The sequence below is a fragment of the Dokdonia sp. R86516 genome (genome assembly GCF_044596715.1).
Taxonomy (GTDB): Bacteria; Bacteroidota; Bacteroidia; order Flavobacteriales; family Flavobacteriaceae; genus Dokdonia.
This window is the reverse complement of sequence record NZ_CP138998.1, coordinates 2826670-2853322: the sequence shown is the minus strand read 5'-3', so window position 1 is coordinate 2853322 and position 26653 is coordinate 2826670. Positions and strand designations below refer to the sequence as shown.

Below are 26653 nucleotides of genomic sequence, written 5' to 3'. Positions count from 1 at the left end.
TAATGATATTTTTAATTAATCGTATTGCTGAATGCCGTTTCGCCACCTACAATTGGTAGGGTAAGTTTAGTTTTTGATAGATCTACTGTTAGCTCTGTTCCAGGATTAGGAAGTACTGTAAACTCGCTATCACTAGAGAAAATCATTAAGCCAATTTGCTGTCCTTTTCTTATAATTTGATCATCTGGCATTAGGTCAAATGTCACTTCATAAAACTCACCTTTCTTAAGAGGTTCACTTTTACGTATGGAGGCATAATTTTGAGGATCTGCCCATCCACGAGTGATAAGATTATCTGTTATTTTAATCTCTTTCCCTTCTTCATAAGGTAATGAAACAAGGTAGACGCTCAAGTTTGCTGCTTCCTTACTACTAGAGACACTAATAGTTACATTAGGTGTTCCAGAAATATGTAACTCATCCTTAAGAGTAGGAGTGAGGTACAACAATCTGTTTTGAGATGCAGAAGCCTTCATCATATCTTTAGCACTCACAGTAGCGTCATCTACTAGTGTTTCCTTAGCTAGTTTCTTTGCTTTTTGAGTAGATAACGTTCCTGCTCCATTAGTACTTTTTCCTAAATTTAATGTAATATCCTTTGCTTGTGGATTTGGATAATTTTCATAAGCTGTAGGCTGATCTCTAGCGTCGTTTTCTCTTACAATTTGTGCTTTGGGATCATTTTCAACGCCATTATCAATTCCGTGTAAATACTTTGTAAACCATCGGTTCATCATCTTCATAGGTGGCGGACCTCCATGACCATTCTGATGATAAAAAATCTGACTAGGGATTCCCATTTCTTGGGCTCTCTTGTAGATGCGGTAGCTATGTTCTGGCATTACATTCCAGTCATTAAAACCATGGGACATTAATAATGCTGCTTTCATAGGCTTCATATCATTAAGGTAATCTCTACCTGCCCAGAAATCATTGTAATCTCCTGTTGCGCGATCCATTCCATTTTTAAGCTCAATATCTCTCACAAGACTATCTGCATACGCTCTTTTAGATTCGTCTCCACTATGAATAAAATTGTACAGTACATCGATATCCTCACCAAGATACCCTCCTGGTGAGCGCACTAAACCATTTGATCTATAGTAGTGATAATATGAAGTATTAGGAGCTATAGGAATAATAGCCTCAAGACCATCAACTCCAGTAGTTGCAGCGGCTAACGGTAAGGTACCATTATAAGAAGTACCTGTCATTCCAACTTTCCCCGTAGACCAGAATGCTTTTACCTCTTCATTACTGTCAATTTCTTTATAACCTTTTGCTCTACCGTTGAGCCAGTCTACAACAGCTTTAGGTGCAAGTGATTCATTATCACCACCTACCGTAGGAGAACCTTCTGATAGTCCAGTTCCTGGAGAAGATGAGTGTACCACAATATAACCCCTAGGAATCCAAGTCTTAATGAGCGAATTTGAAATTACGGGACGTTTTCCTCTTCGTACGACTACGCCGTTTGCTATTGGTTTTTCTGGAGCTCCTATTTCATGTTTTACATCATAAAATAAATTAGGATCATTTGCTGCAACGCCTGCATAATAAGGGCTTGTCTCATAAATAACGGGCAGTTTTAGTCCGCTTTCGGTTTGTAGGGGTCTTGTTACATCTACGTGCATACGATCTAGCTCGCCATCACCATCTGTGTCAAATTCTGTCTCAACCCATAAATCCTCTCGAATCCAAGTAGACGGTGTATCAAATGCAGGAACTATTTGCGCTTCTCCATCTTTAAATATTGGTTGGTCATTCTGTTGTGAATGTAAGGTGGTAGCCGCCATTGCAGCAACTGCAAACGGCATTAATGTTTTAAAAAATATCTTCATAGGGATCTAATTTTTATTTACCGTTTAAGTAATCAATACTCATCTGGCTTAGTGCTTTAACGCCTAGTTGAAATCCAGCTTCATCAATCACAAAATCAGGTGTGTGATGAGGAAAAGCTTCGGTACTGCCAGCGGTCATACCGCCTAAAAAGAAATAGAAGCCAGGTACCTTCTCTTGGAAGAAAGAAAAGTCTTCTCCACCAGTTACCGCTTTCTGTAGCGACACATTTTCTATACCACCTACTTTTTGTAAGGTAGGGAGCATTTGTGCAGTAAGATCAAGATCATTGTAAGTTACGACAGTCATGTTTTGCCAGTCTATCGTAGCCTCACCGCCATAAGCCTTTGCAATACCAGCAGCCATTTCATCCATACGGCGTATGATTTTCTCACGCATGTCTGGATCAAGTGTACGTACTGTACCTATCATTTCGGCACTTTCTGGGATGATGTTAAAGCGTGTTCCAGATGTAATTTTACCTACGGTAATTACAGCAGCTTCCTCGGTTAATTCACTCTCACGAGAGATAATACTCTGGAAACCATTGATAATCTGTGCAGATATTAAAATAGGGTCTACTCCAGACCAAGGCTGACTACCATGAGATTGCTTTCCTTTTACATTTACTACAAAACGCTCTGTAGCTGCCATTGTTCCACCTGGTTTATATTTTATAGTATTTACAGGGGTAGCACTATTAATATGTAAACCAAAAATAGCATCCACTTTAGGATTATCAAGTACACCTTCTTTTACCATAAGTTTTGCACCGCCTTCTTCACCTGGAGGTGGTCCTTCTTCTGATGGTTGAAAAATGAATTTTACAGAACCTTTGATTTTGTCTTTGTTTTTTGACAGTACTTCTGCCACACCCATAAGGATAGCAGTGTGTGTATCATGACCACAAGCATGCATCACACCAGTTTCTGTTCCTAAAAATGAAGTAACTACCTCAGATTTGAAAGGAAGGTCATTACGTTCTGTAACGGGAAGCGCGTCTATATCTGCTCTTAAAGCAACCACTTTACCTGGCATATCTCCTTTAAGTAAGCCTACGACTCCAGTTTTGGCAACTCCTGTTTGTACTTCAATTCCTAAAGATTCGAGGTGTTTTGCTATTTTTTCGGCAGTTTTGAATTCGCGATTTCCTAGTTCTGGATTTTGATGAAAATCTCTGCGCCATTCTATGACCTTTTCTTCTACAGCGGCAATGTCTTTGTCAAAAGAGGTTTGCGCTTTCGCGAAAGCGGTACCAGCAATAAGGGCACTTAGTATTAATACTTTTTTCATAAGGTATATGTTGTGATGATTTAAAATCAATTTGTATTGTTATCTAATAATCTGACTAGGGAAAGCAACAGGACTTTCATGACCATCTTTACCTACTGCAGCAACGCCAAAGAAGAAATTGTCTATCACAATTCCTTTTAATGTCGCCGAAGTTCCATCTGTAATAAGACGTGCATTGTCCCAAGTAGGTGAAGTAGTATCTCTCCAGTACACTTTATAAGCAACAGCACCATCTACGGCATCCCATTGTAATCTTGCGTTTGCCTCAACGATACCGCCTATTCCTACATTCTTAGGAGTAGGAGGAGCCCAAGCAATACTAGCAAGGTTAATTGCATTTACTGCAGTAAGCTTTGCGTTATATGGGAAGTTTACATGCTCAAATGTATCTCCGTAATTAATGCCATTTTCTGTACGGATATCTTGATGTTGTTGTGTGTAGTTCTCATGAGCTTCCATGATACGGATACCTGCAAAACCAGCGTCATTAAAAGGTCTGTGGTGACCACCACGACCAAAACGATCTAAACGATACACCATCATAGGGTTCATTTCTGGCATGTAGTCTTGGGTAGTTTTGTATATAAATCTTGCTAGCTGGCGAGAGATTCCATCCACTTCACCACCATAAAAACGGCGTGCTCTACGCTGCTGCTCAGTTTCTGTAGGCGGTACAGGCTCAGAAAATATTCTAAACGTACGGTTATCAATAACACCATCTACACCTTCAATGTTACCTATCATATCATTATTCATAATCCCAATGATTTCCCATCCTTTTTCTTTAGCATGGGCAGCAAGTCCTTTTCCACCATAAAGTCCTTGTTCTTCACCAGAAAGACCTACGTAGATAATGCTATTTTCAAAAGAATATTTAGAAAGTACTCTTGCAGCCTCCATCGTTCCTGCCATTCCGCTCGCATTGTCATTTGCTCCTGGCGCGTCATCTGTATAATTATTAGGATCAGATATACGGCTGTCTATATCACCACTCATAATCACATAGCGATTAGGATATTTAGTTCCTTTTTGAACTGCCAGTACATTTACAACCATCACATCTTTTGTGATACGGTTATTATCTCCTTTTTTTACAAGATTACTTTGATAAAATACATCGAGACAGTTATTACAGTTTTGTGAAGTCTTTTCAAATTCGCTTTTTATCCATCTTCTCGCAGCTCCTATTCCTCTTGTATTTGAAACCGTGTCGCTTAGTGTATGACGTGTGCCAAAATCTGCTAGTTTCTTTACATCTGCTCTCAAGCGATCTTCAGATACTGCATCTATGATTTCGTAGATTCTCTCATCGGTTTGTGCATTTACTGTTGCTACAGAAAAAAGCAGGATAACCACCATAAAACCTAAGGTTGTGGTTAGTCTTTTAATAGCTCTAAATAGGGTAGGAGTATGCGTGTTTAACATTATAAAGTGTTTAATAAATTGTTATGTTTTAAAGATACTAAAACAATGTATGTGCTAGAAGTACGCTTTCGCGAAAGCAAAAAAAAATCCCAAACCTATGTTTGGGATTTTCATTGTCTCATTTTATTACTCAACTAGCTCTATGGTGCCAAAGATTCCAGCGTCTATCCAGCCTCTATTTTTGTCTTCACCAGGCACAGCTACAGAACCTATGAAGTTTTCTCGTTCTGCACTTGTGTCGTTATCACAATAAGCAAGCGCAAAACCTAGTTTCTGATGTACATCCAGAATTTTTGGTTCATTGACACCACCATCTTTGTAGGTGTCATTATAAATGGTCATCTTACATTCCCAAATCATTGTGTTTTCTCCTGTTTTTACAATTTTAGACTTCACGTGATTATTATATAGCGTAGGGACTTGACCAGGAGCAACGTCTACCACATTTCCATCTAGGGCAACGTGGTAAGCAAAAGCATTGTGTGTAAACTGGTGCCCACCACCAGAATTATCTGCATCTATAAAGATCTCAAGACAATCATCATCCCACCATAATGTAAGCGGATCTTTTTCCTTGTCATAAATAACATCATCTGTAATCTCAGCAATGATATATAGCGCTTCTGGTGTCCAAGTGAGTTTATATCTTCCAGAAAAATCTGCTGCAGTATAATCTTCTCCTAACCATTTTTGATTAAGAGGTTGCCATGCTACATCCTGCCACGCAGGATCTGTGGCTAGTCCATCAAGTTCTGGTGTGATAGTCGCCTTTGTCACTTGGCGTAACTGGTGATCTGTTTTTGAGTTAGGTATTTCTGAGGTGTCCTCAACGAGATTTGATGATTTTTGTTGTTGGTGTGAGTTGTTTTTGCAGCTAGTGAAAACGACTAATAATAGGCTTAATGACCAGAAATACTTCATTGATATGTGTTGGTTTAGTTGATTAATGAGATTGTTATTTTTTATCCTTTCTGGCAGCGACTATGGCTATTTGCGTACCACTAGGGGAGATGGCAAATCTTGAAATATCTTGAAGCTCCTCGTCTTCAAAAGTTTGATAGACTTCCCACGCTGTTTTTTTCGTTTTAGTAAGTAGTGTATTTCCTTTTGCAGCCAGTAATGTACCATCTGGCAACCAGTTAATATCTTCTACACCCTCAGGAAGCTCTGTGATACTCTTTATTTTTTTAGTGTCTGGGTTGATAGATTTTACAATCCATTGATCTGTAGATTTGTCAATAAAACTGATGAGATTTGTGTCTGGTATGTTGTGAAATGATCTACCAACAGGGATTTTCAAGTCATCAGATGTTTGATTCTTCAAATTATGAATCACGAGGTGTAAATTACTCTCAACAATATCGGCTCCCACGATAAAGTCTTCATTTGCCCATGTATAGTATGCAACGACAGCATCTTTAATTAACACGGGTGCTTGATCTTGTCTAGGTAAGTAGGAGTAAAGACGTTGCCGTCCATCGGGATCTAGTCTTACGGCCGAGATTCCTCGTTTTCCTTTCATAAACTGTGGTGAATACTCTCCGCCAGAAGTAGCTTTGTTAAACTGTCTTGTAGTGCCGCGTGTGTATTGGATGATTTCTGTTTGACCATCACGTGTGCCTGCGTAAATAATAATGTCATTTGCTAAAAATTGCGGCTGACTGTCATACCCAGGGTTATTACTTATATTTTTCTTGTTTGTGAGTGTGTTTCCACTATCTGCTTTATTTATGTCAAAAAGAAAAATCTCTGTTTCTGTTTGGGCTGTTGCAAACTGTGTGGTAATTATAAGTAGTATTAGCAGTAGTTTTTTCATAAAATTGTGGATGAGTTATTTTTGTTATGCTTTCGCGAAAGCGTACTTAATTACATTTTTCTTGGTTTTGTCGAGTCGTAATCTTCATTAAGATCGTCAACTATTACTTCTTTCCTAGCATAAGTCGCTGAATTACTGTCATAACTTCCTTGTAGCTCGTCGTTACGAACATTGTCTCGTTCAAGGCTGTCATAGGCACCTGTAGTATCAATATTTTTAGAAAAATAAGTAGTAGCAGTCATCTTATTCCAAACAGGAACACCAAGAAAATCACCAAGAGCAACGGCATCTTCTTCTATGCTCTTACGATGGCCATGGTCTACCACGTTGTAACGCGCGCCATCTTCAAAAACGAGATTAATCTCGTAGCTAGTGTACGAACTTTTATCGCCGCGAACTCTTTCAGGCAAGATTTGGAGTGCCTTTATGGTGTCTAGTTTAAAGGTATTTCCATCTTCTGTGATAGTAAGGCTTTTGATTTGTTGCTTTTTGCCTTTGTGAAAATACCCTGTAGACTTATTAAAAGTAATTATCGTGTGTAATTTTTTTAATAAGAAGATGCCTACACCGATAAATACTAAAGGAAACAGCGCAAAAAGTATAGATTCTATGCTAAAACCGTCACTAATAGTAGTTGTGATGCCTACTCCAACAAATATGAGTGGAAATAAAATAAATATCCCGCTAAAAATTTTACCAAAGGATGAGGCCTTATAGCGCAACTCATTATCTGAAACTACTTCTAGTGTTTTGGTTTTAAAATTTGCACCGCCACCTGCCTTTGGAGACCAGCTTGTTTTTGAGGCAAGCTCATGGTTAAACACCGATGGATCAAATGCCGGAGTACTCGTAGATTGTACAAGTTTTTTTAAAAATGAAGAAAGTCCCATTGTACTAAAATAGGACTTTCGAGAGAATTATATGTTTGAGAATGACTAGAGTTTTTCTTTCAAGTATTTTCCTGTAAAGGACTTCTTGTTTTTTGCTACCTCTTCCGGAGTTCCAGAAGCGACTAGAATACCACCGTGTTTACCACCCTGTGGCCCCATGTCGATAACATGGTCTGCACATTTTACAAGATCCATATTGTGTTCTACCACAATAATAGAATGACCCTTTGCAATGAGTGCCTCAAAGGAAGCCAAAAGCTTTTTAATATCATGAAAATGTAAACCTGTCGTAGGCTCATCAAAAATGAATAAGGTCTTATCTTTTGTTGTTCCCTTTACTAAGAAACTTGCAAGTTTAATACGCTGCGCTTCACCTCCAGATAGGGTAGAGGAGCTTTGACCTAGTGTTACATACCCTAGACCTACGTCTTGTAATGGTTTAAGTTTACGAGTGATTTTTGCTTCATTATGTGCTGTAAAAAATGCCACGGCATCATCAATAGTCATCGTAAGAATATCATCAATATTCTTATCGTTGAACTGCACTTCGAGTACCTCTTTCTTAAAACGCTTACCCTTACAAGTTTCACATTCTAAGTGTACGTCTGCCATGAATTGCATCTCAATTGTTACTTCACCTTCACCTTTACAAGTCTCACATCTTCCGCCATCTACGTTAAAAGAAAAGTGTTTTGCTTTATAGTTTCTTATTTTACTAAGCTTCTGACTTTCAAATAATTTACGAATGTCATCGTAAGCTTTAATATAAGTCACAGGATTAGATCTAGAAGATCTCCCAATTGGGTTTTGATCTACAAATTCTATGGTTTTAATGTTCTCATAGTTGCCTTTAAGTTCTGTAAACTGGCCTGCTTTTTCCCCATATCCGCCTATTGCTTTAAGCATGGCAGGATATAATATTTTTCTAACTAATGTAGATTTTCCACTTCCAGAAACACCGGTTACAGCGGTAAATACACCAAGCGGAAAACGGACGTTTACGTTCTGTAAGTTGTTTTCTCGAGCGCCAATAACTTCGGCATAATATTTTGAAGTTCTACGCTTTTTAGGAACTTCAATTTCTAGATTTCCATTAAGGTATCCTGCAGTTAACGAATCACTTTTTAAAATCTCATCATAATCACCTACGGCCACCACATCTCCTCCAAAGGTTCCTGCTTCTGGTCCAATATCAATGATAAAATCTGCTTTTTTCATGATGTCCTCATCATGTTCAACAACGATAACGGTATTTCCAAGGTCACGAAGAGATTGTAGTACCTCGATAAGTTTTTCTGTGTCTTTAGGGTGTAATCCTATACTTGGTTCGTCAAGTATATACATTGATCCCACAAGACTACTACCAAGAGAAGTTGCAAGATTGATACGTTGCGACTCACCACCAGAGAGAGTATTAGACTTTCTGTTGAGCGTTAGGTAGTTGAGTCCTACTTTGTCTAGAAAGCTAAGTCTACTTGTGATCTCTGTAAGTAATCTTTTTGCTACCGTAGTATCATACTCATTAAGCGTTAAACTGTTGAAGAAAGCTGCTACTTCGTCTAGTGGTAACTCTACTAGATCTACAATGTTTTTGCCGCCTATTTTTACATAGGTTGCTTCTGGACGTAGGCGTTTTCCTTTACAAGTGTTACACTTTGTTTTACCACGGTAACGCGATAGCATTACTCTGTTTTGAATTTTATATGCCTTAGATTCTAAGAATTTAAAGAACTTATTGAGGCCATCAAATTCTTTATTACCATCCCAAACAAGCTGCTGTTGCTCTGGAGTTAACTCAAACCAAGGTTTGTGTATAGGAAACTCAAATTTATAAGCACGATTAACTAGCTGATCGCGGTAATGGCTCATACTATCACCACGCCATGGGAACACGGCATTCTCGTAGATTGATAGTCCAGTATTAGGTATTACGAGATCTTCATCAATTCCTATAACATCGCCATAACCTTCACAAGTAGGGCATGCACCGTATGGATTATTAAAAGAGAATAAATGAACATTAGGTTCTAAAAAAGTCATTCCATCAAGCTCAAACTTATTTGAAAACTGACGGCGAGAATTATCTACTAGCTTTTCTATAAAAAGTTCGCCCTTTCCTTCAAAAAATGCCGTTTGCACTGCATCTGAAAGTCGGTTTATAAAATCTTCATCTTCTGGATTGTTTATAATTCTATCTACAACGAGGAGTATGTCTTTGGCTTTGAGTTTGCTTCCTATTTCGGCAACTTCATCAAGACGTTTTACTTCCCCTTTTACTTGTATACGTGCATAGCCTTGTTGTAATAAGGCCTGCAGTTTGGATTCTATTTTTCTGCCTTTTTCTAAATGAATAGGTGCGAGTAGGAGTAGTTTTTCTCTTTTCGCGAAAGCGGAAACATAAGCAACCACATCTGTTACGGTATCCTTTTTAACTTCGTTTCCAGAAATAGGGGAGTAGGTCTTGCCGATACGGGCAAAAAGTAGCTTTAAATAATCGTAAATCTCGGTCGTTGTGCCTACTGTAGATCTTGGGTTTGTGCTATTTACCTTTTGCTCAATGGCAATGGCAGGAGCAATTCCTTTTATGTAATCTACCTTAGGCTTATCAAGTCTGCCTAAGAACTGGCGTGCGTAGGAGGAAAGACTCTCAACGTACCTGCGCTGTCCTTCTGCATAAAGGGTGTCAAATGCAAGAGAAGATTTACCAGATCCAGAAAGTCCCGTAATAACAACGAGCTTGTTACGAGGGATTACTGCATTAATATTTTTAAGATTGTGCAGTTTGGCACCCTTAATGATAATATTCTTCTTAGGATTTACATCCTTAACGTCTATAAGCATCGCAATTCTTTAGTTCTATTACAAAGATACCGAAAGTGCAGTGCTATTGAAACCAAGTGCTGGCAGCATTTTGAACGTTATTTTTGATTTATTGTGCAAAATGAATGTTTTTTTGCAAATGTTAACAGATTTATTATATATTTACCAAAATATCCACAAACAAATACACTGCGTATAGTATAGAACTACTTTATAAAATTTTGGGCTAAGGGAATTCCTCTAGCAATTTTAACCTACAAAGTAGTACTTATGAAAAGTGTATTAATAGACGATGCTACACTCGTTAGCAATTACATCAAAGGAGACGAAAAATCACTTGCTATGCTCATTGCGAGACATAAGCAACGTATATATAGTTTTATATACTCGAAGGTATATGATCGCGATATTTCTGAAGATATTTTTCAAGACACGTTTATTAAGGTCATCAAAACACTCAAGAAGGGCAAGTATAATGAAGAAGGTAAATTTTTACCATGGACGATGCGTATTGCGCATAACCTAGTTATTGACCACTTCCGTCGTAATAATAGGATGCCTAAGTTTGATAATGCAGGTGAGTTTTCTATTTTTTCTGTGTTAAGTGATAATAGCCTTAATGCTGAAAAGCAAATGGTGCGAGATCAAGTAAACAGAGACGTTAAGCGTATCATTGAAGAGCTGCCAGATGACCAGAAAGAGGTGCTCAAAATGCGCATTTATCAAGAGATGAGCTTTAAAGAAATCTCTGAGCGTACTGGTGTAAGTATCAATACAGCGCTGGGTAGAATGCGTTATGCGCTTATCAATTTGAGAAAAGTAATTGACACCAATAATATAATTCTAACAGATTGATATAATATGCTGTGCATTTTTGCGTTCTTGATAAGAATCAAACAAAAACCGCATGGCAAAACTTTACACTACACCCTCGTCAGGTCACAATAAGACGAACCAATTTGAACCTAAACAAGAGACTGTAGATTTTCTCTTGAATTTTTCTAAGGCTTTAAGTGTTATGCATTATAAATCGATGAAATTTGAAGCATTCATCAACTAAACTTTGATAAAACCTCGACCAGTCATCGAGGTTTTATTTTTTCTTCCTTTTTGCCATCATTTTCTCATAGTCGGCTATGACTGTTTTACGTCCTATGGTCTTTGTGATAATATCTTTCTCTAGGTCCCATCCTCTGGCTGGTGAGTAATCTCTTCCATACCATATAATTTGAAGATGTAAATCATTCCAAAGATGTTCTGGAAAAAGGCGCTTTGCATCCTTTTCTGTTTGTACGACATTCTTTCCATTTGTAAAGCCCCAGCGGTACATTAACCTATGTATGTGAGTATCTACAGGAAATGCAGGAATACCAAAAGCTTGTGCTACAACCACACTAGCTGTTTTATGGCCCACTGCTGGGAACTCTGTAAGCTTCTCTATGCTGGCAGGTACCACGCCATCATACTTATCTATAAGCATATGTGACAAGCCATGAATACCTTTTGCTTTCATAGGTGATAGTCCTACAGGCTTTATGATATCTCGTATATCTTCTACTGTGAGCTTGATCATATCATACGGATTATCTGCCACCTCAAATAGGAGTGGAGTGATTTGGTTAACCTTCACATCTGTACTTTGAGCACTCATTAATACTGCAATAAGAAGCGTGTATGGGTCTTTATGATCTAGTGGAATAGGTATCTGAGGATATAGTTCTTGTAGCGTTTTTATCGTAAAGTCTACCTTTTCTTGTTTATTCATAGGGTATGCATAATTATTCTTTATGGTGTAATCCATAAACCTTAAACGTATTTCTTTATAGTAATACGGAGAACTCGTAACTTTATAATATTATGTTTTTGCCAGGTGTAATTGTTTACGCTTTCGCGAAAGCATAACATTGCTATGTAAAGATAATTAACTACAATCAATGATGGATGAGATTTCCGGCATTGCCAAAACTAAAAAAAGATGAACACATTAAAAGTGGGCGATAAAGTCCCAGATTTTACAACAATCGATCAGGATGGAAATGAGGTGAAGCTTGCAGATTTTAAAGGTAAGAAGCTCATCGTATTTTTTTACCCAAAAGCAAGCACGCCAGGTTGTACCGCAGAGGCGTGTAATCTAAGAGATAATTATAAAGAATTACAGGCTCAAGGATATCACTTACTAGGGGTGAGCGCAGATTCTCAAAAACGCCAAAAGAATTTTGCAACCAAATATGAGTTTCCTTTCCAGCTGCTGGCAGATGAGGATAAAACAGTAATCAACGCCTTTGGTGTTTGGGGACTGAAAAAGTTTATGGGTAAGGAATACGATGGTATTCACCGTATGACTTTTAAAGTAGACGAAGAAGGCGTGGTGAGCGATGTGATACAAAAGGTTAAGACTAAAGATCACGCTGCCCAGTTACTAGACGCGTAGTTCTCGAAGCTTATATAAAGTACAAAGGGCGATACATTTTATGTATCGCCCTTTATATTATAAGTACTTATGTGATTATTGCTTTTCATAAACCAGTAGAGGCCCATCACACATCATCCAGCTATTCTGTAGCTTTCCATCCTTGCGTACTAACAACTCTTCACTGTCGTTTCCAGAGCAACTACCCACTATCTGTAAACCCTCTGTGTATTTTAAAGTATAAAAAACACCTTCGCTAGTTTTCTTCGTAGTGTAAGTTCCAGAGGCTTCTATGGTAAACGCATCTTTAGTTTGATTCTTAGTAAATTTCATCTCTGGAGTAAAAACATAGGTCTGACTCATAGGAAGCTCTTCTTCTTCACTAGATGGCGATACCATACCGCTTGTCATCTCAATAAGTTGCCACGTTTCTCCTTGTGGTTTACTTGTAGCATTCTTCTCTGCGCAAGCAAATACCATAAAGAGCATAGTGACGACAGCTATGTAATTAAGAGAATTCATTATTTATCTGCCTCTAAAAGTGCTTGAGACTGGTAACCAAAAAGATTGCGAGACTTTATAAGCTCTGCAACACCTTCTGGTAGCATACCTTCCCAGCCCTTTTCGCCATCATTAATCATTCTCAATACTTCTCTTGAGAAAATATCTGTAATTGCTGGATCATAGTTTTCAATATCAAGTACTTTACCATTAAGTTTAAAGAACTTATAAAGCTCTTTCATACGTGGGTGTACTTTTAAGTTATCACTATTTGTGTATTCTCCAGTTTTTGGATCCTTCATAGGGTATAAGAATACCTTGAGATCTTTAAAGAATAATTTTCCAAATGCTTCTAGAATACCTCCACTTAAGTGACGGTAGTAGCTAGTATCAAAGATGTCAATAAGGTTATTTACACCCATAACAAGTCCCATACGCTCCTTGGTATAGTTTGAGAAATACTCAACAACGCGGTAATACTCTTTAAAGTTTGAGATCATTACAGTTTGTCCAAGAGAACCTAGTAATCGAGCTCTTGCCATGAAATCTTCTTCATCAATATCACCTTCGGCGCGAAGGTTAGATAGTGTGATTTCAAATATAGCTTCTGTCTTTTTCTCGTTTACACGATTTGCCTCTACAAACATTTTATATGCTTTTTCAAACATATCCATGTTCACTTTAGTTACAGGGCGAAAACTACCACGAAGCGCTAAAACGTTTTTCTTGTATAGTAATGCTGCTGGTAGGATGTTATTTCCTTTTGCGTCAAACATTACAGCCTCTGTCATTCCGTTTTTAACAAGTTGTAAACTCATTAAACGGTTATCTACGTGCTCAAATTGAGGTCCAGAGAAGTTTATAGTATCAATCTCTATCTGATCTTGATCGATGTGATCGTATAGATAGCGAAGTAAGTTTTTAGGATTGTCATGCTTATAGAAAGCACCATAAATAAGGTTCACACCAAGTGTTCCTAGGGTTAATTGTTGTAAACGAGCGTCGTTTTCATGAAAACGAACGTGTAGTATAATCTCGTTAAATTCTCCTTCTGGAGTAATCTGGAATCTAATTCCAACCCATCCGTGACCTTTATATTTTTTTGCAAAATCAATGGTAGCTACCGTATTTGCATAGGTGAAGAAGATTTTATCTGGCTGCTTGTAACGTGAGATACGATCTTCAATAAGTTTCATCTCATGAGAAAGCATTTTCTTGAGACGTTTTTCTGTCACATAGCGTCCATCATCTTCAACGCCATAAATAGCGTCAGAAAAATCTTTATCATATGCACTCATTGCCTTTGCTATGGTACCACTTGCGCCGCCAGCTCTAAAAAAATGACGAACCGTTTCTTGTCCAGCACCTATTTCGGCAAAAGTTCCATATATGTTTGCGTTTAGATTTACGCGAAGTACCTTGTTCTTGAGAGGAGGTACTTTTTCAAAGTCTTTATCTCCTAAAATTGTAACAGCCATAGTATGTTTTTTTCCATCAATTAATGGTTAACCAAAGATACTAAAAGGTTGTAGTAGCCAAAAAAATAACTGTATTTTTGTTAGACAATTAATGGCGTAATTAACGCACTTTCATCTTACTCATTAATGAAAATCACCTTTCTCGGTACTGGCACATCTCAAGGAATTCCTGTAATAGGAAGTACACATCCCGTGTGCTTAAGTACAGATGCTAGAGATAAAAGATTAAGAGTTTCTGTTCTAATTGAGTGGGAAGGCTATAATTATGTGATAGATTGCGGTCCAGATTTTAGACAACAAATGCTTAATACGCTTTCGCGAAAGTGTACCACCGCAGGAGATCCTGCACCTTTGCATGGTATATTATTAACGCATGAACATGCAGATCACGTTGCTGGACTAGATGATATAAGACCTTTTGTTTTTAGACAAGGTGATATGCCTATTTATGCTCATAAGCGAGTATTGAAAACTCTCGCCGAACGTTTTGATTATATTTTTACGACAGAAAATAGATACCCGGGAGCTCCAAGCGTTGCTTCAAAAGAGGTAGTAAATGGTGTTCCTATCAAATTAGGAAACATCGAAGTGCAGCCTATCGAGGCCTACCATGGATCATTGCAAGTCTTTGGATATCGTTTTCAAAATATAGCGTATCTAACAGATGTAAAAACTATTGCAGATCAGGAGATTGAAAAGTTGCAAGGATTAGATATTCTTGTGTTGAATTGCTTAAGGGAAGAAGCACATTATACACATTTAAACGTAGAGGAAGCGCTTGCTCTGGTCGCCAAGATTAAACCTAAACGCACATACCTAACACACATAAGCCATCACCTTGGTTTTCATGCAGAAGCCGAACAAAAATTACCAAAAAATGTCTTTCTCGCTTACGACGGACTTACTTTAACTACATAATTTATGAGACGTAATATTTTTTTATACTTATTCCTTTTTGCTGCATTATATATCATTTTTCAGTACATCAATAGCAGTAAGGGTCTAGAATACCAAGGGAAGCAGATTGAAAAGCTAGAAAGGAAACTAGCAGACAAAGATTCTATTGCAGGAATGTATCAAGAACGTCTTGCAAATGTGGAGTATTTCACGCTGTTAGGTAATGACAATGCAAAGGAGTATTTTGACAATGATGATCTAGACTTAGCTATAATTAAACCAGCTATAGAAGATGGATTATATGCAAAAAATACAGCTCAAGGTAACGAGCTTATCACTTTTGTAGGGGATGGAAGACCTTTCCAGGTTAATAAAGTACAGATCTTAAATCATCGCTGGATTATCGCCGACTTTTCTGATGGTAAGAAATGGGGAGAAATGCTAGTTGAATATTTTGTAAATGAGGATGGAACGGTAGATTATAAAACCGTGGAGAGTTTAGTGTATCCTAATTAAGAAATAATATTTAGGTGATTTTATATAACGATTAGACATAAAAAAAACAGGCGTAAAGCCTGTTTTTTTATGTTTCTATTTACTTTGTAACCACTCCTTGAACTCATAGAAGTTAGTAGGGTGAACTCCATGGCCTACAGGAAACTCACTTAGCGTGGATTCAATCCCTATATTTTTGAGATAGCCAGGTGTTTGGCGAGCAGCATCTATAGGTATCACTTGGTCTACAGTTCCGTGCGAGTTATAAATATTAAGGTGTGCATATGATGGATTACTTTTTAAATCAATAATCTCTTCATTGATATAACCACTCAATCCTATGACATTCTTAACCTTTTCTGGGTAGGTGAGTGCTACTGCATAGCTTAAAATGGTTCCTTGACTAAAACCTAGTAAGGTTACATTGTGCTTGTCCACATCATACTCCGCTACAATCTCGTCGATAAATTTTGCAATGATATCTCTAGATTTACGAGCACCTTCATTATCTGAGGTTTTTACACCATCTGCATCTATAGTAATATGATACCAAGCATTACCATAAGGCTGCATAGCGATAGGAGCCTTTGCAGACACTATAAAGTATTCTTCAGGAATTTCTTCTGCAAAGCTAAAAAGGTCTTCCTCATTACTTCCATAACCATGAAGGAGAATTATTAATGGAGCTTTACCCGTAGAAGGTTGTGATGGTTTACGTGTGATATATTCTAATAACATATAATTGAAATAGCAGACATTACATGGCAAGTAAAGTCTTGATGTATAATTGTTGCTTGCTCGTAGGGAGACTAGTTGTTTCCGCCGAAAACATTTTGGTAAAAAGCACCTGCTAAAGGTACAAGTTGGCGTTTACCTTGAAAAGCCGAAATAATTCCAAAAAGCCAAAGCGCAAAGAATAGTACTAAAAATCCCATTGATGCCATTGGTATGTCAAGATAGCTAAGCGGCATCATTACTAAGAAGTAGCTCAAGGTTAACCCTAATGACTGTCTAAGGTGAAAAGCGGCAAACTCATTTTTTGATTCGCTATTCATGAAATAGGCTATAATTAATCCTACGAAGGTAATGTAGCTCAAAACTGCAGCTGTTTTTCCTTCAAAAACGGTATTTTCATCCATTAGTTAAGTACTATTTGGTTATTTGCAATAATTCCATAAACTTCCCCTTTCATTTTTTGATTAAGGAATATGGCGTTATTTGATGTTGATTTGATGTGTTCTTGAGTAAATGTAGCCATGCCTTTTGTTGTAAATAAGGTAATATCTGCTGGGCTATTTTCTTGTATTGTGTTACTGGTGCCTATAAATCTACGTCTCCCAGCAGTAAGTAGTGTTACGGCACGCTTCTCACTCACAATGGTAAGTAACGCTTTAAAAGTAGCTTCTTGGGATATCGCGCCATACATGGCATTATCAAACTCGACGTGCTTGCGCTCAACATCTAGGGGATTATGATCACTGGTCACCATATCGATAGTACCATCTTTTACACCTTCTATCAAGGCATCTACGTGCTCTTGGTTTCTTAGTGGTGGTAAAACTTTATAACGCGTGTCAAAATCATCTATAATAGTATCTAGTAGGTACAAGTTATGTATTGCTACACTGCAAGTAACGTCTAATCCTTTCGTTTTAGCTTGTTTTATAAGTTCCACACTTGCCTTTGTGGAAATTGTAGGTATATGAAGGCTTCCTCCAGCATATTCTAAAATGTGTAAGTCTCTTGCTACTTGAAGACTTTCGGCTATAGCGGGAATTCCTTTGAGTCCTACTCGGGTGCTTATTTCTCCTTCATTTACCATTCCTTTTCCAGCAATTTTCTGCTCTTGAGGAAATGATAAAACAAGTCCGTTGAATCCTTGCGTGTATTGCAGTGCAATTTTAAGCAAATTAGGATTTGCGATAGGCTGTTGATAATCACCAAAAGCCACAGCTCCAGATTGCTGCATATCATATAATTCTGCTAGGTCTACGCTTTCACTATTTCGCGTAAGCGCACCTATAGGAAAAAGAGAAGTTGCATGTCCTTCGGCCATTTTTTTTACAAAAGTGATATCAGAGCTTGTGTCAATAATAGGGTAGGTGTTTGGATTGAGTGCTACTGCTGTAAAGCCACTTGAGGCTGCCACTCGTAATCCGTGATCTATGGTTTCTCGCTCCTCAAATCCTGGTTGCCCCATACTCACGCTACTATCAAACCAACCTTGTGATATATGGAGATTATCTCGCTCTATAAGCGTCTCGCCTTTCGTGTTTTCTAGATGTTCTCCTATTTCTATAATGAGACCATCCTTAATTCTAACATCTTTTGTACTACCGTGATATGGGCTATCACTGTCTACAATTATGGCGTTCTTTATGAGTGCTTTCATTTATAGAATTTTAAAATCAAGATTTCTAGTACTAGGAATAACAGGGCAAAAATAACAAACCATTTCCAAAGCGATTGGACACTATCTGCTGTTTTGAATTCGTCAAAAAGATCTTCTACAGAGGTGTTATAATGATCTGTATCACCATTGTTTAGTGTTGCATACCGCAAAGTGCTTTCACTACGATTGTAATTATAACTGACTTGCTGTATTATGTTATCTGATAGCTTAATATTATAAATACTTGCTTTAGATGGCGAGTCACTTGTAGTAATTTGCACTTTATTTCCTTTAGATTGTTGCAAAGGAATAAGTGTATTTGAGGGATCTGACATGTCTTCTAGACTCAAAATATCATCTTCTTGAAGGGCGACAGGTATGTCGTATGTTGTGTTCTTCCCAATAGGCATATATAATCGTGGCAACTGCAAGCTCTGTCGCGACATATTGTAAAATGTAGGGACTATGAGTGGCGAACTTTGGAGATTGGAATTTGCTACGTCTATACCTCCAGAGATTACAAAGAAATTTGAAGCATAAGAGAGAAAAGGACTTCCATCTTCAAAACGAAGTAATGCATCTCCACCTTGTAATGCAAAGGATTTTGAAACTGACGGGTATTGAAAATTCTTTATCCTTGCATCAAACACATCTTTGTAAACGGGATGGTCATAGTTTATGGTGGTTACTAATCGTTTGGTAGTTTCACTCTTTGAAATCTCAAAGTTCCCTAAATTTCTTAAAGCACCGTTATAACTAGCAGCATCTGCATTTGGATCTAAAATAATGGTGGTGATTCCTCCCGCTTTCGCGAAAGCGTTTAAAGCACCACTAAGAGCTACGCCTATTTCTGAAACTTGATTTACGACAATGTAATTATACTCTGGTATACTGCTATAATCAAGGCTCTTAATGTTTGTACTTTCATACTCAAACTCTGGAGTCGTAAAAATGCGTGACAAATAATCTGAGTTTGCACCATTTATTGCAAGCACTTTGATGGGCTGACTTTTATTAATGTTAAAAAACATGGTGTTATCAAAAGCGAGTAGGGGATCTTCAATCACGATACGCCCTGCGATTTCTTGTTTTGTATCTATATCAAAAATTACGGTAGTCGTTAGTTCGCTATCAAAAGACGCCGTACCCTTAGCCAGTAGTTGATCACCGTTATATAGAGAAACGGCAGTATTTATATCTTTCTTTTCACCTGCTGAAAGTGCTACAGTAAGTACAATACTTCCTGCTTTTCTTTTTGATATGAAAACAGAATCTATACTTACATTGTTTTTTATCACTGGCTGGAGCTGCACGTAGTGTTTTTCTATACCATCGGTTTGTAGCTGATAAGCCTCGCCATTTTCCTGAAAATCAGAAATCATAATGAGCCTCTTATCTTTTGATTGGTCTCTAGAAAATTCTTTCTGTGCTCTGAGTGTTACGGCAGTTTCAGATAACTGTGTTGCTGCATACGGTAGTTGTAGCAGCTCGTTACGCATGTTTTTAACAGTGGTGTTTCTATACGTATCAGTATTTGTAATTAAAGTGAAGGTTTGATCCTCGGGAATATGAGTAATGATATCTTGAGTTGCCGTGCGTAGCAATTGTCCAGAAGGACCTTTTGCTTGCATACTGAACGAGTTATCCAAGTAAATAATAGTTTCCTTTTCTCGAGTGGCACTATCTGATTGTGTAGTAAATGGTTGAGCAAATGCTAGCACAATTGCAGCAATTGCTGCCATACGAGATAGTAATACGAGCCATTTTTTTATAGAATTACTCTTACGCGTTTGGATATTAAGCTTTTGAAGAAAGGCAACGTTTGTAAACGCTTCTGTTTTAAACTTACGCAGTTGGAATAAGTGAACGAGAATAGGGATAAGCAGTAAGAACAGTGCGTAAAGTAGTTCTGGATGTCTAAACTGCATGTGTGTTTTTGAGTTTGTTCAAAAATACTTAAAACGGACTTTATCGCCTAATGGTAAAAGTGAAAATACTCCCTTCACCTACCACAGAAGAAACACTAATAGTACCACCTAATCCTTCCACAAGTTTGCGCACGGTTGCAAGACCCATTCCAGACCCTTGTCTACCATTGCGATCCTTTGTACCTGTAGTTTTAAAGAGGTCAAAAATGATTTCTTGTTTATCTTCAGGAATCCCAGTACCGTTATCTTTTACGGAGATAGTGTAGTATTCTATTGATTCCTTGCCGCTTATTCGGATTGTTGGTTTTTCTTTATCGTTGTACTTGGTGGCATTGTCTACTAGATTTGATAATATCTGGTCTATAGCAATTGCAGAAACAGCTACTAGTTTTAAATCTTCTTCAATCTTAATAGCTACGTTACTAGATTTATGTAAATCTGCGACATCCTTAACAAGTGTAAAAAGAGTAGTGTCTTCCTTTGTTGCAAGTAGTGTATCTGCTTTATAGTATTCCAAGAGCCCATCTATGTAATCTCTCATAGACTTAGCCGAAGTATCTAAATGCTTGATATATGTACCAAATTCTTCATCATTATCTTCTAGATAGTCTTCCTTTAAAAGGTTAAGTAACCCTTCAATACTTGCCAATGGTGACTTAAGATCATGTGCAACTAATCGAGCAAAATCTTCTAAACGGTCATTGCGCTGTGTTGTTTCATTTTGTGCTTCTTTAAGCTCAATATTACGCTTGCGAGCTTCAAATAGCAATACTGTTTGCTTTGCAAGACCACGTAGTGCATCTTGTTCTTCTAATGATAACGTTCTTGGTTTATGATCATATACACATAAGGTACCTAAGGCATAACCATCACTTGTACGTAATGGAACACCGGCGTAAAAAATTGCTTTAAAATCTTTTACAAGCGGGTTGTCTTGAAAACGTTCATCCAGGCGTGCATCTTCTACGATAAATACAGGTTCTTCTGTAAGGATAGCGTGACCACAAAAAGAAATATCTCTAGGTGACTCAGCGATATCTATCCCACGTCTTGATTTTAAAAAATTACGATCTGCATCTAGTAAAGTCACCAGTGATATAGGTGTGTTGCAGATGTGAGAAGCGAGCTCTGTGATAGTATCATAAGCATCTTCTGGGAGTGTGTCCAGAAGGTTGTACGACTTTAAAACTTCGAGGCGTTTATTTTCGTTAGTAGGCTTTTGAGGTGCTATCACAATTTAATTTTAATCAAAAATAGTCTTTCTAAAATACAGCTTATCATATTCTATATAAATAATGCTTATAGTGCATAGAGAATAATTAAAACTTCTCAAAGGCACCTAATCCAAATAAAGCAAAATCATATTTAACAGGATCATTGGGATCCATCTTTCGTAGTGCTTTGTCAAGCTCTAATAATGTTTTTGCATCGTTTTGCTTTCTCTTAAGCAGCTTAAGTTTTCTAGCAACATTGCTTGTATGTACATCGAGAGGACAAGAAAGTAAACTAGGGGAAATTGTTTTCCAGATCCCAAAATCTACTCCCGCATTTGCATCACGTACCATCCATCTCAAAAACATGTTGATACGTTTTGCAGCAGAGTTCTTGAGTGGGTCACTCACGTGTTTTTGTGTTCTTGGTAAATGTTCAACCTCAAAAAATAATTTTTTAAAATTAGAAATAGCAGGCTGTAGGCCTTCACTTGTGATGCCTTTCTTAAAAGCATTTTCTAGTCCACCATGGTTGAGATAAATGTGCTGTAATGCCCTTATGAAAGTCTCTAAATCTCCGCTATTAAAGGTGCGGTGTACAAATCCATCAAAAAGGTGCGCTTGTTCCGGATCGTAGTTGATGATAAAATCATAAGGTGCATTCCCCATGATATCCATCATTTTTGTTGCATTAGATATAATACTCTTACGATTTCCCCAAGCAATGGTTGCTGTTAAAAAAGCGGCAATCTCTATATCTTCTTTTAGTTCAAATCGATGAGGGATTTGAATAGGATCATGTGGAATAAAATCGCCATTCTCATATTGAATCGCTTTTTCGTCCAAGAAGATTTTAAGATCCTTTTTATTCATGCAATACTTTGTTTTATGTAGTAAGGGTGTGGTGCGCTTTCGCGAAAGCGTACCTAAATTAACTGTTTACAAACTCGCCGTCTTTCATAACAAGTTTGCGGTCTGCCATGTCTGCTAGCTCTTCATTGTGAGTCACAATAATAAGCGTTTGATTAAATTCATCTCGAAGCCTGAAAAACAGTTTATGAAGATGATCTGCACTTTCTGTATCTAGATTACCAGAAGGCTCATCTGCTAGTATGAGTGCAGGATTATTAATAAGTGCTCTCGCTACTGCGACACGCTGCTGCTCACCTCCTGAAAGTTCGTTAGGTTTATGGTTATAGCGATGGGATAGGCCTAAAAAGTCAAGAAGCTCTTTTGCTCGAGCCTCTGTAGGTGCTTTATCTTTTTTGGCGATAAATGCAGGAATGCATACATTTTCCATAGCTGTAAACTCTGGAAGAAGTTGGTGAAACTGAAATATAAAGCCAATATGCTCATTACGAAAGGCACTTAGCAGTTTAGATTTGAGTCCGGTTAGTGATTTTCCGTTTATGGTAAGTTGCGTCTGGGCATTATGATCAGGCATATCTAGTGTGCCTAGAATTTGTAATAGTGTAGTTTTACCAGCACCACTTTGCCCTACAATAGAAACTACTTCTCCTTTTTTTACTTCTAAAGCAACGTCTTTAAGGACTTGTAAGTTTCCAAAAGTTTTTGATATATGTTCTGCCTTTACCATAATACATTATTAACTGTGAAAGTACTATAATGCCTGCTTTTTACCAACGTACTAAGCGGTCTTTTTAAAGATGCCTTTTACATTATTGTAGTCTATAAAATAGGTAACTCTAAGGGATAGTGTGTGATTGAGAGGCTCATTAAATAAGTTGCCTAGGCTCTCGCCATAACCTAAGGTGGATTGCTCGTCAAAGTTAGAAATCTGATGGCGGTAGAGTAGGGATGCTTCGCTTCCTGGAGCAAAACGCCAGCGATAACTCACATCTAGGTTCCAGATATTAAAGTTTGCATTAGGGTCACGCTGTACTGTTGTGTCATAATTATCTATTTGAGTTCTTGAGCCGTCATTGTTAAGAATGTAATAGATATTACTGCTGTGATCTGATACTGCCCAAAAGTTTCGCAGGCTTAGATTGAGTGCCTTGTACGGGTCAAAATTGAAATTTACGTTAACTCTGTTTTCTAGAGAGACTACATCTCTTAGGCCTAAAAACACCTCTGTATCTGTGTTATCAACCCAACCAAAGTTGTCTTTTCGGCTAGAGTAATTTGATGATAAAATAACTAGCAATTTATCTGAAAATCTATAGCGAGGAGAGAAATTAATACTGTGATTAAATTGTTCTTGATTTCCAAACCAAGAGCGCACAGAACCTCTTAAATCAAAAGCAAATTTCTTTCTAAAATCTGTTGAGATGAAGGCGCTACTACCTAAGTTAGACTCAAATGTTACAAACCTTCCTTCTACTCTGGGCTCAAAATAATCCTGATCCTTACCGTTAAGACTCATGTCAAGCCCAAATGCGAGGCGTTCTGTTGTTGAGAAAAAAGAATCAAAACGTATACTGTTTCTTGTTTTTATACTAGGTTCATATAGACGTCTATGTCGTACAGTTACATTAAAACGGTACCTGTTGAATTTGCCTTTGGGTTGTATTAACTCATATGAACCACCTACAGCAAAGTTGTTGAAATTATTTCTAAAGTTTAAACCGAGATCATTAATATTGAGCTTAGTGTCTGCAAAGTCATGCCCGAAGCGGTAACGCCAGTTTCCTTTAATTTTTCTAAAGTCAAATTCTGATAGAAAACCGCTAGTGGTTTCTCCAGCTTCTCTGACATTACTAAAAATAGCACGTCCAGAGGCTCTAAAGTTATTTCCTTTATCTGCTATATCAAATACACCACCAGTAACATTTGCATTTCTAAATTTACTGCCGCTTCTTGTTACATTCGTATTGATAAGCGATACAGAAGAGTTTTGATTAAACTGTTGGTCTAGTACAAATACATTGTAGTTTGTAAGAGGTTCTATCACTTCTTCTCGTCTGCTTTTTTCAATGACTTCAACACCATTAACTTCTGTAGTTGTCGTATTTTCAATAGTAGCAAAGGTTTTTTGTCCTACAGAATTTAAAAATCCTATACCTAAGCCTCCTTTTGTACGTCCAGATATTTTTACAGAATTTGCAAGTTTTACGGTAGAAGGTGAAGTTATTACTTCTTCAGTATCTAATAGTTCCGGACTTCCTGATGGTGTACCACCTATTCGTCTTGAGAAGAAAATTCTACCTTTATTAAATAAATCTATTCCTTCTGTAAAGAATGCTCTATTCTCACCAAAGGTTTGTTCAAAAGGCCCCAAGTTAAGCTCTACGTTATCAAAAGCTACCTGACCAAAGTCAGGAATTAGCTGGGCATCAAGTGTAAAACTATCTGTAAGACCGTATTTTATGTCTAGACCTCCCGCAAAGTTGGTTTCACTATTTCCATCAAAGAAATTAGTGGAGGTTTGTGCAAAAGGAAAAAAAGTAAGCCTTACCGGAGGATCTATGTCGCGCACACCTGTTACGGTGCCATTGTATTGGGTATCTCTACCAACACCACGTTCAATAAAATTCCACGTATGTGTTTCATTCTTTTTTACCAGTCTTCTATAAAAGTTTACGCTCCAGTCTTGAACAGCTACTTCTGGAAAACGCAATGCGTTATAAGGAATGCGGTACTCGGCGTACCAGCCTTTATCATCTCTTGAAACTTTACATTCAAACACTACGTTAAATCCAAAATCTCGGTTATTCTGTGTAATACGTTGATCACCTATTGTTCCAGCGCTAGTTACATAAAAACGTGTTTCATTGATACCATCGTTATAAGTGTTTAGTGCGACTACAAAGTGATCTGCTTGTGAAAAAACCTGATCGCGCTGACTGAACTGACTAGGGATATTTTCTGGGTCTGGATCAAACAAGTAGGCTGCTATGTATACAGCCTTATCATCATATGCCATTTTAATTTCTGTGCGCTGGTTTTCTTCAATTGTTCCAACGTTACCAGGTTCAAACATGTGAAAATCATCATAGGTAGCGAGGGATTTCCATACAGCATCATCAAGTACACCGTCTATTTTAGGTGGCGTAGTGATACGTTCTGCATTAAGCGTTTTAGTTTGCTGAGCTTGAAGTAAATGGGGTAATAGTAAAAACAGGGAGAATATCCCAAATAGAAAAATGCGCATAGCATGTGTTTGATTGGCTTGACAAATCTAACCGTGACATTCTAAGAAAACTCTAAATAAAAAGTTAAATAGAGAAATAATAATGTTTAATAAATAGTATCTTTGATTAAACAAAAAAAATATCTCCTATGCCTTATAGAAGTTTTGAAGAATACAATATTGAAGTTACTGACGAAATAAAAGATAATTTTACGTCAATCATTAAAAACTTAGGAGAAGATACCGATAGAGAAGGAATCGTTAAGACACCGGAAAGAGCAGCAAAAGCTATGCAGTTCCTTACTTCTGGATATGAAATGGATCCTAGTGCCATCTTGAAAGGCGCTATGTTTAAAGAGGATTATGATGACATGGTTATCGTAAAGAATATAGAGTTGTATTCATTATGTGAGCATCATATGTTGCCTTTCTTTGGAAAAGCTCATATCGCTTACATCCCTAATGGACACATTGTAGGTCTCAGTAAATTACCACGTATAGTAGATGTTTTTTCAAGAAGACTACAGGTACAAGAAAGACTTACACATGATATTCTAGAGTGTATTAACTCGACGTTAAATCCCAAAGGTGTCGCTGTGGTAATTGAGGCATCTCATATGTGTATGATGATGAGAGGTGTGCAAAAGCAAAACTCAACAACAACAACGTCTGGTTTTAGAGGGCAATTTGAAAAGCAAGAAACGCGTAATGAATTTCTTAAATTAATTTCGTCTAGTTTAGATTAATAATTTTGGAATGTTATTTGATTAACTAAAAGTATTACATTTAATACGCTTATGGATAATCAAACTAACAAATACAAATTATTAATCTTCGGTCTAATTATAGACGTTTTAGGCATTGTAACCTCAAGTTGGGTATTACCAGTTTTAGGAGACATTTCTGATGTGGTCTGGGCACCACTATCTGCTTATCTTATGACACGTATGTACAAGGGCACGGCAGGAAAAGTAGGGGGTGTTATTACCTTTATAGAAGAGGTGGTTCCTGGGCTAGACATTATACCTTCATTTACGTTAATGTGGCTGTATACTTTCATATTTAAAGATTCGGCAATTGGAAAAAGTATCGAAAAGAAATTAGACTAGTCCAGTTTTAATTTTACACATAAAATTAGATTACATAAAAAAGCCACTCGATTGAG

At 37.5% G+C, this 26653-nt stretch carries 24 protein-coding genes; 6 read left to right on the top strand and 18 right to left on the bottom strand.

The window, feature by feature from the left end; genetic code table 11:
• Positions 1 to 11 precede the first annotated feature (11 nt).
• The 7 genes from SJY23_RS12755 to uvrA form a co-directional block, all read right to left on the bottom strand.
• Positions 12 to 1841 (bottom strand): Xaa-Pro dipeptidyl-peptidase, encoded by a 1830-nt coding sequence (locus SJY23_RS12755; protein WP_396596640.1) that lies wholly within the window; start codon positions 1839 to 1841, stop codon positions 12 to 14.
• A gap of 13 nt (positions 1842 to 1854) precedes the next feature.
• Positions 1855 to 3132, bottom strand: coding sequence for an amidohydrolase (locus SJY23_RS12750; protein ID WP_035336855.1), 1278 nt, complete (start codon positions 3130 to 3132; stop codon positions 1855 to 1857).
• A gap of 39 nt (positions 3133 to 3171) precedes the next feature.
• Positions 3172 to 4557: a M28 family peptidase gene (locus tag SJY23_RS12745; protein ID WP_396596639.1), complete on the bottom strand. Its 1386-nt coding sequence runs from the start codon at positions 4555 to 4557 to the stop codon at positions 3172 to 3174.
• Positions 4558 to 4683: 126 nt separating this feature from the next.
• Entirely contained in the window at positions 4684 to 5478 is a 795-nt protein-coding gene (locus SJY23_RS12740; RefSeq protein ID WP_396596638.1) for a sugar-binding protein, read from the bottom strand.
• A gap of 34 nt (positions 5479 to 5512) precedes the next feature.
• A complete protein-coding gene (locus tag SJY23_RS12735) occupies positions 5513 to 6373 on the bottom strand; it encodes a hypothetical protein (protein WP_396596637.1) in 861 nt (286 codons plus the stop codon).
• 50 nt (positions 6374 to 6423) lie between these two features.
• Entirely contained in the window at positions 6424 to 7263 is an 840-nt protein-coding gene (locus SJY23_RS12730; protein ID WP_396596636.1) for a hypothetical protein, read from the bottom strand.
• Positions 7264 to 7308: 45 nt separating this feature from the next.
• Positions 7309 to 10104: an excinuclease ABC subunit UvrA gene (gene uvrA / locus SJY23_RS12725; protein ID WP_396596635.1), complete on the bottom strand. Its 2796-nt coding sequence runs from the start codon at positions 10102 to 10104 to the stop codon at positions 7309 to 7311.
• A gap of 249 nt (positions 10105 to 10353) precedes the next feature.
• On the opposite strand from uvrA, the gene SJY23_RS12720 reads away from it, so the two are divergent.
• The gene (locus tag SJY23_RS12720) at positions 10354 to 10938 is read left to right on the top strand and encodes a sigma-70 family RNA polymerase sigma factor (RefSeq protein WP_035336862.1); all 585 of its coding nucleotides are present in this window, start codon (positions 10354 to 10356) and stop codon (positions 10936 to 10938) included.
• Between the two features lie 238 nt (positions 10939 to 11176).
• On the opposite strand, the gene nth is transcribed toward SJY23_RS12720, so the two are convergent.
• Positions 11177 to 11848, bottom strand: coding sequence for an endonuclease III domain-containing protein (nth, locus tag SJY23_RS12715; RefSeq protein ID WP_396598125.1), 672 nt, complete (start codon positions 11846 to 11848; stop codon positions 11177 to 11179).
• A gap of 210 nt (positions 11849 to 12058) precedes the next feature.
• Between nth and bcp the strand changes: the two genes are divergently transcribed.
• Positions 12059 to 12514, top strand: a complete 456-nt coding sequence (gene bcp, locus SJY23_RS12710) for a thioredoxin-dependent thiol peroxidase (RefSeq protein ID WP_396596634.1) — start codon at positions 12059 to 12061, stop codon at positions 12512 to 12514.
• Between the two features lie 75 nt (positions 12515 to 12589).
• Here bcp and SJY23_RS12705 read toward each other — a convergent pair whose 3' ends face one another.
• Both SJY23_RS12705 and SJY23_RS12700 read right to left on the bottom strand, forming a co-directional pair.
• The gene (locus tag SJY23_RS12705; protein WP_396596633.1) at positions 12590 to 13015 is read right to left on the bottom strand and encodes a hypothetical protein; all 426 of its coding nucleotides are present in this window, start codon (positions 13013 to 13015) and stop codon (positions 12590 to 12592) included.
• A complete protein-coding gene (locus SJY23_RS12700; protein WP_035336865.1) occupies positions 13015 to 14472 on the bottom strand; it encodes a hypothetical protein in 1458 nt (485 codons plus the stop codon). Before SJY23_RS12700 ends, SJY23_RS12705 begins: the two co-directional genes overlap by 1 nt.
• 126 nt (positions 14473 to 14598) lie before the next feature.
• Here SJY23_RS12700 and SJY23_RS12695 point away from each other — a divergent pair, with 126 nt between their 5' ends.
• Positions 14599 to 15390 (top strand): MBL fold metallo-hydrolase, encoded by a 792-nt coding sequence (locus tag SJY23_RS12695; RefSeq protein WP_396596632.1) that lies wholly within the window; start codon positions 14599 to 14601, stop codon positions 15388 to 15390.
• A 3-nt stretch (positions 15391 to 15393) separates the two neighbouring features.
• Entirely contained in the window at positions 15394 to 15885 is a 492-nt protein-coding gene (locus tag SJY23_RS12690) for a hydrolase (protein ID WP_396596631.1), read from the top strand.
• A gap of 75 nt (positions 15886 to 15960) precedes the next feature.
• Here SJY23_RS12690 and SJY23_RS12685 read toward each other — a convergent pair whose 3' ends face one another.
• From SJY23_RS12685 to SJY23_RS12650, 8 genes are all read right to left on the bottom strand, one after another.
• Positions 15961 to 16602, bottom strand: a complete 642-nt coding sequence (locus SJY23_RS12685; RefSeq protein WP_396596630.1) for an alpha/beta hydrolase — start codon at positions 16600 to 16602, stop codon at positions 15961 to 15963.
• A gap of 71 nt (positions 16603 to 16673) precedes the next feature.
• The gene (locus tag SJY23_RS12680; RefSeq protein ID WP_396596629.1) at positions 16674 to 17003 is read right to left on the bottom strand and encodes a DUF4870 domain-containing protein; all 330 of its coding nucleotides are present in this window, start codon (positions 17001 to 17003) and stop codon (positions 16674 to 16676) included.
• A complete protein-coding gene (locus SJY23_RS12675; protein ID WP_396596628.1) occupies positions 17003 to 18256 on the bottom strand; it encodes a dihydroorotase family protein in 1254 nt (417 codons plus the stop codon). Before SJY23_RS12675 ends, SJY23_RS12680 begins: the two co-directional genes overlap by 1 nt.
• The gene (locus SJY23_RS12670) at positions 18253 to 20184 is read right to left on the bottom strand and encodes a BatA domain-containing protein (RefSeq protein ID WP_396596627.1); all 1932 of its coding nucleotides are present in this window, start codon (positions 20182 to 20184) and stop codon (positions 18253 to 18255) included. The genes SJY23_RS12675 and SJY23_RS12670 overlap by 4 nt, the downstream gene beginning before the upstream one ends.
• Positions 20185 to 20224: 40 nt before the next feature.
• Entirely contained in the window at positions 20225 to 21418 is a 1194-nt protein-coding gene (locus SJY23_RS12665) for an ATP-binding protein (RefSeq protein ID WP_396596626.1), read from the bottom strand.
• 85 nt (positions 21419 to 21503) lie between these two features.
• The gene (locus SJY23_RS12660; protein WP_396596625.1) at positions 21504 to 22268 is read right to left on the bottom strand and encodes a TIGR02757 family protein; all 765 of its coding nucleotides are present in this window, start codon (positions 22266 to 22268) and stop codon (positions 21504 to 21506) included.
• A 58-nt stretch (positions 22269 to 22326) separates the two neighbouring features.
• Positions 22327 to 22992 (bottom strand): ABC transporter ATP-binding protein, encoded by a 666-nt coding sequence (locus SJY23_RS12655; RefSeq protein ID WP_035336876.1) that lies wholly within the window; start codon positions 22990 to 22992, stop codon positions 22327 to 22329.
• 51 nt (positions 22993 to 23043) lie between these two features.
• A complete protein-coding gene (locus SJY23_RS12650; protein WP_396596624.1) occupies positions 23044 to 25509 on the bottom strand; it encodes a DUF5916 domain-containing protein in 2466 nt (821 codons plus the stop codon).
• A 128-nt stretch (positions 25510 to 25637) separates the two neighbouring features.
• On the opposite strand from SJY23_RS12650, the gene folE reads away from it, so the two are divergent.
• Both folE and SJY23_RS12640 read left to right on the top strand, forming a co-directional pair.
• Entirely contained in the window at positions 25638 to 26234 is a 597-nt protein-coding gene (gene folE / locus SJY23_RS12645) for a GTP cyclohydrolase I FolE (protein WP_035336878.1), read from the top strand.
• 51 nt (positions 26235 to 26285) lie between these two features.
• Positions 26286 to 26597, top strand: a complete 312-nt coding sequence (locus tag SJY23_RS12640; protein ID WP_396596623.1) for a hypothetical protein — start codon at positions 26286 to 26288, stop codon at positions 26595 to 26597.
• The last annotated feature ends 56 nt before the right edge of the window (positions 26598 to 26653 follow it).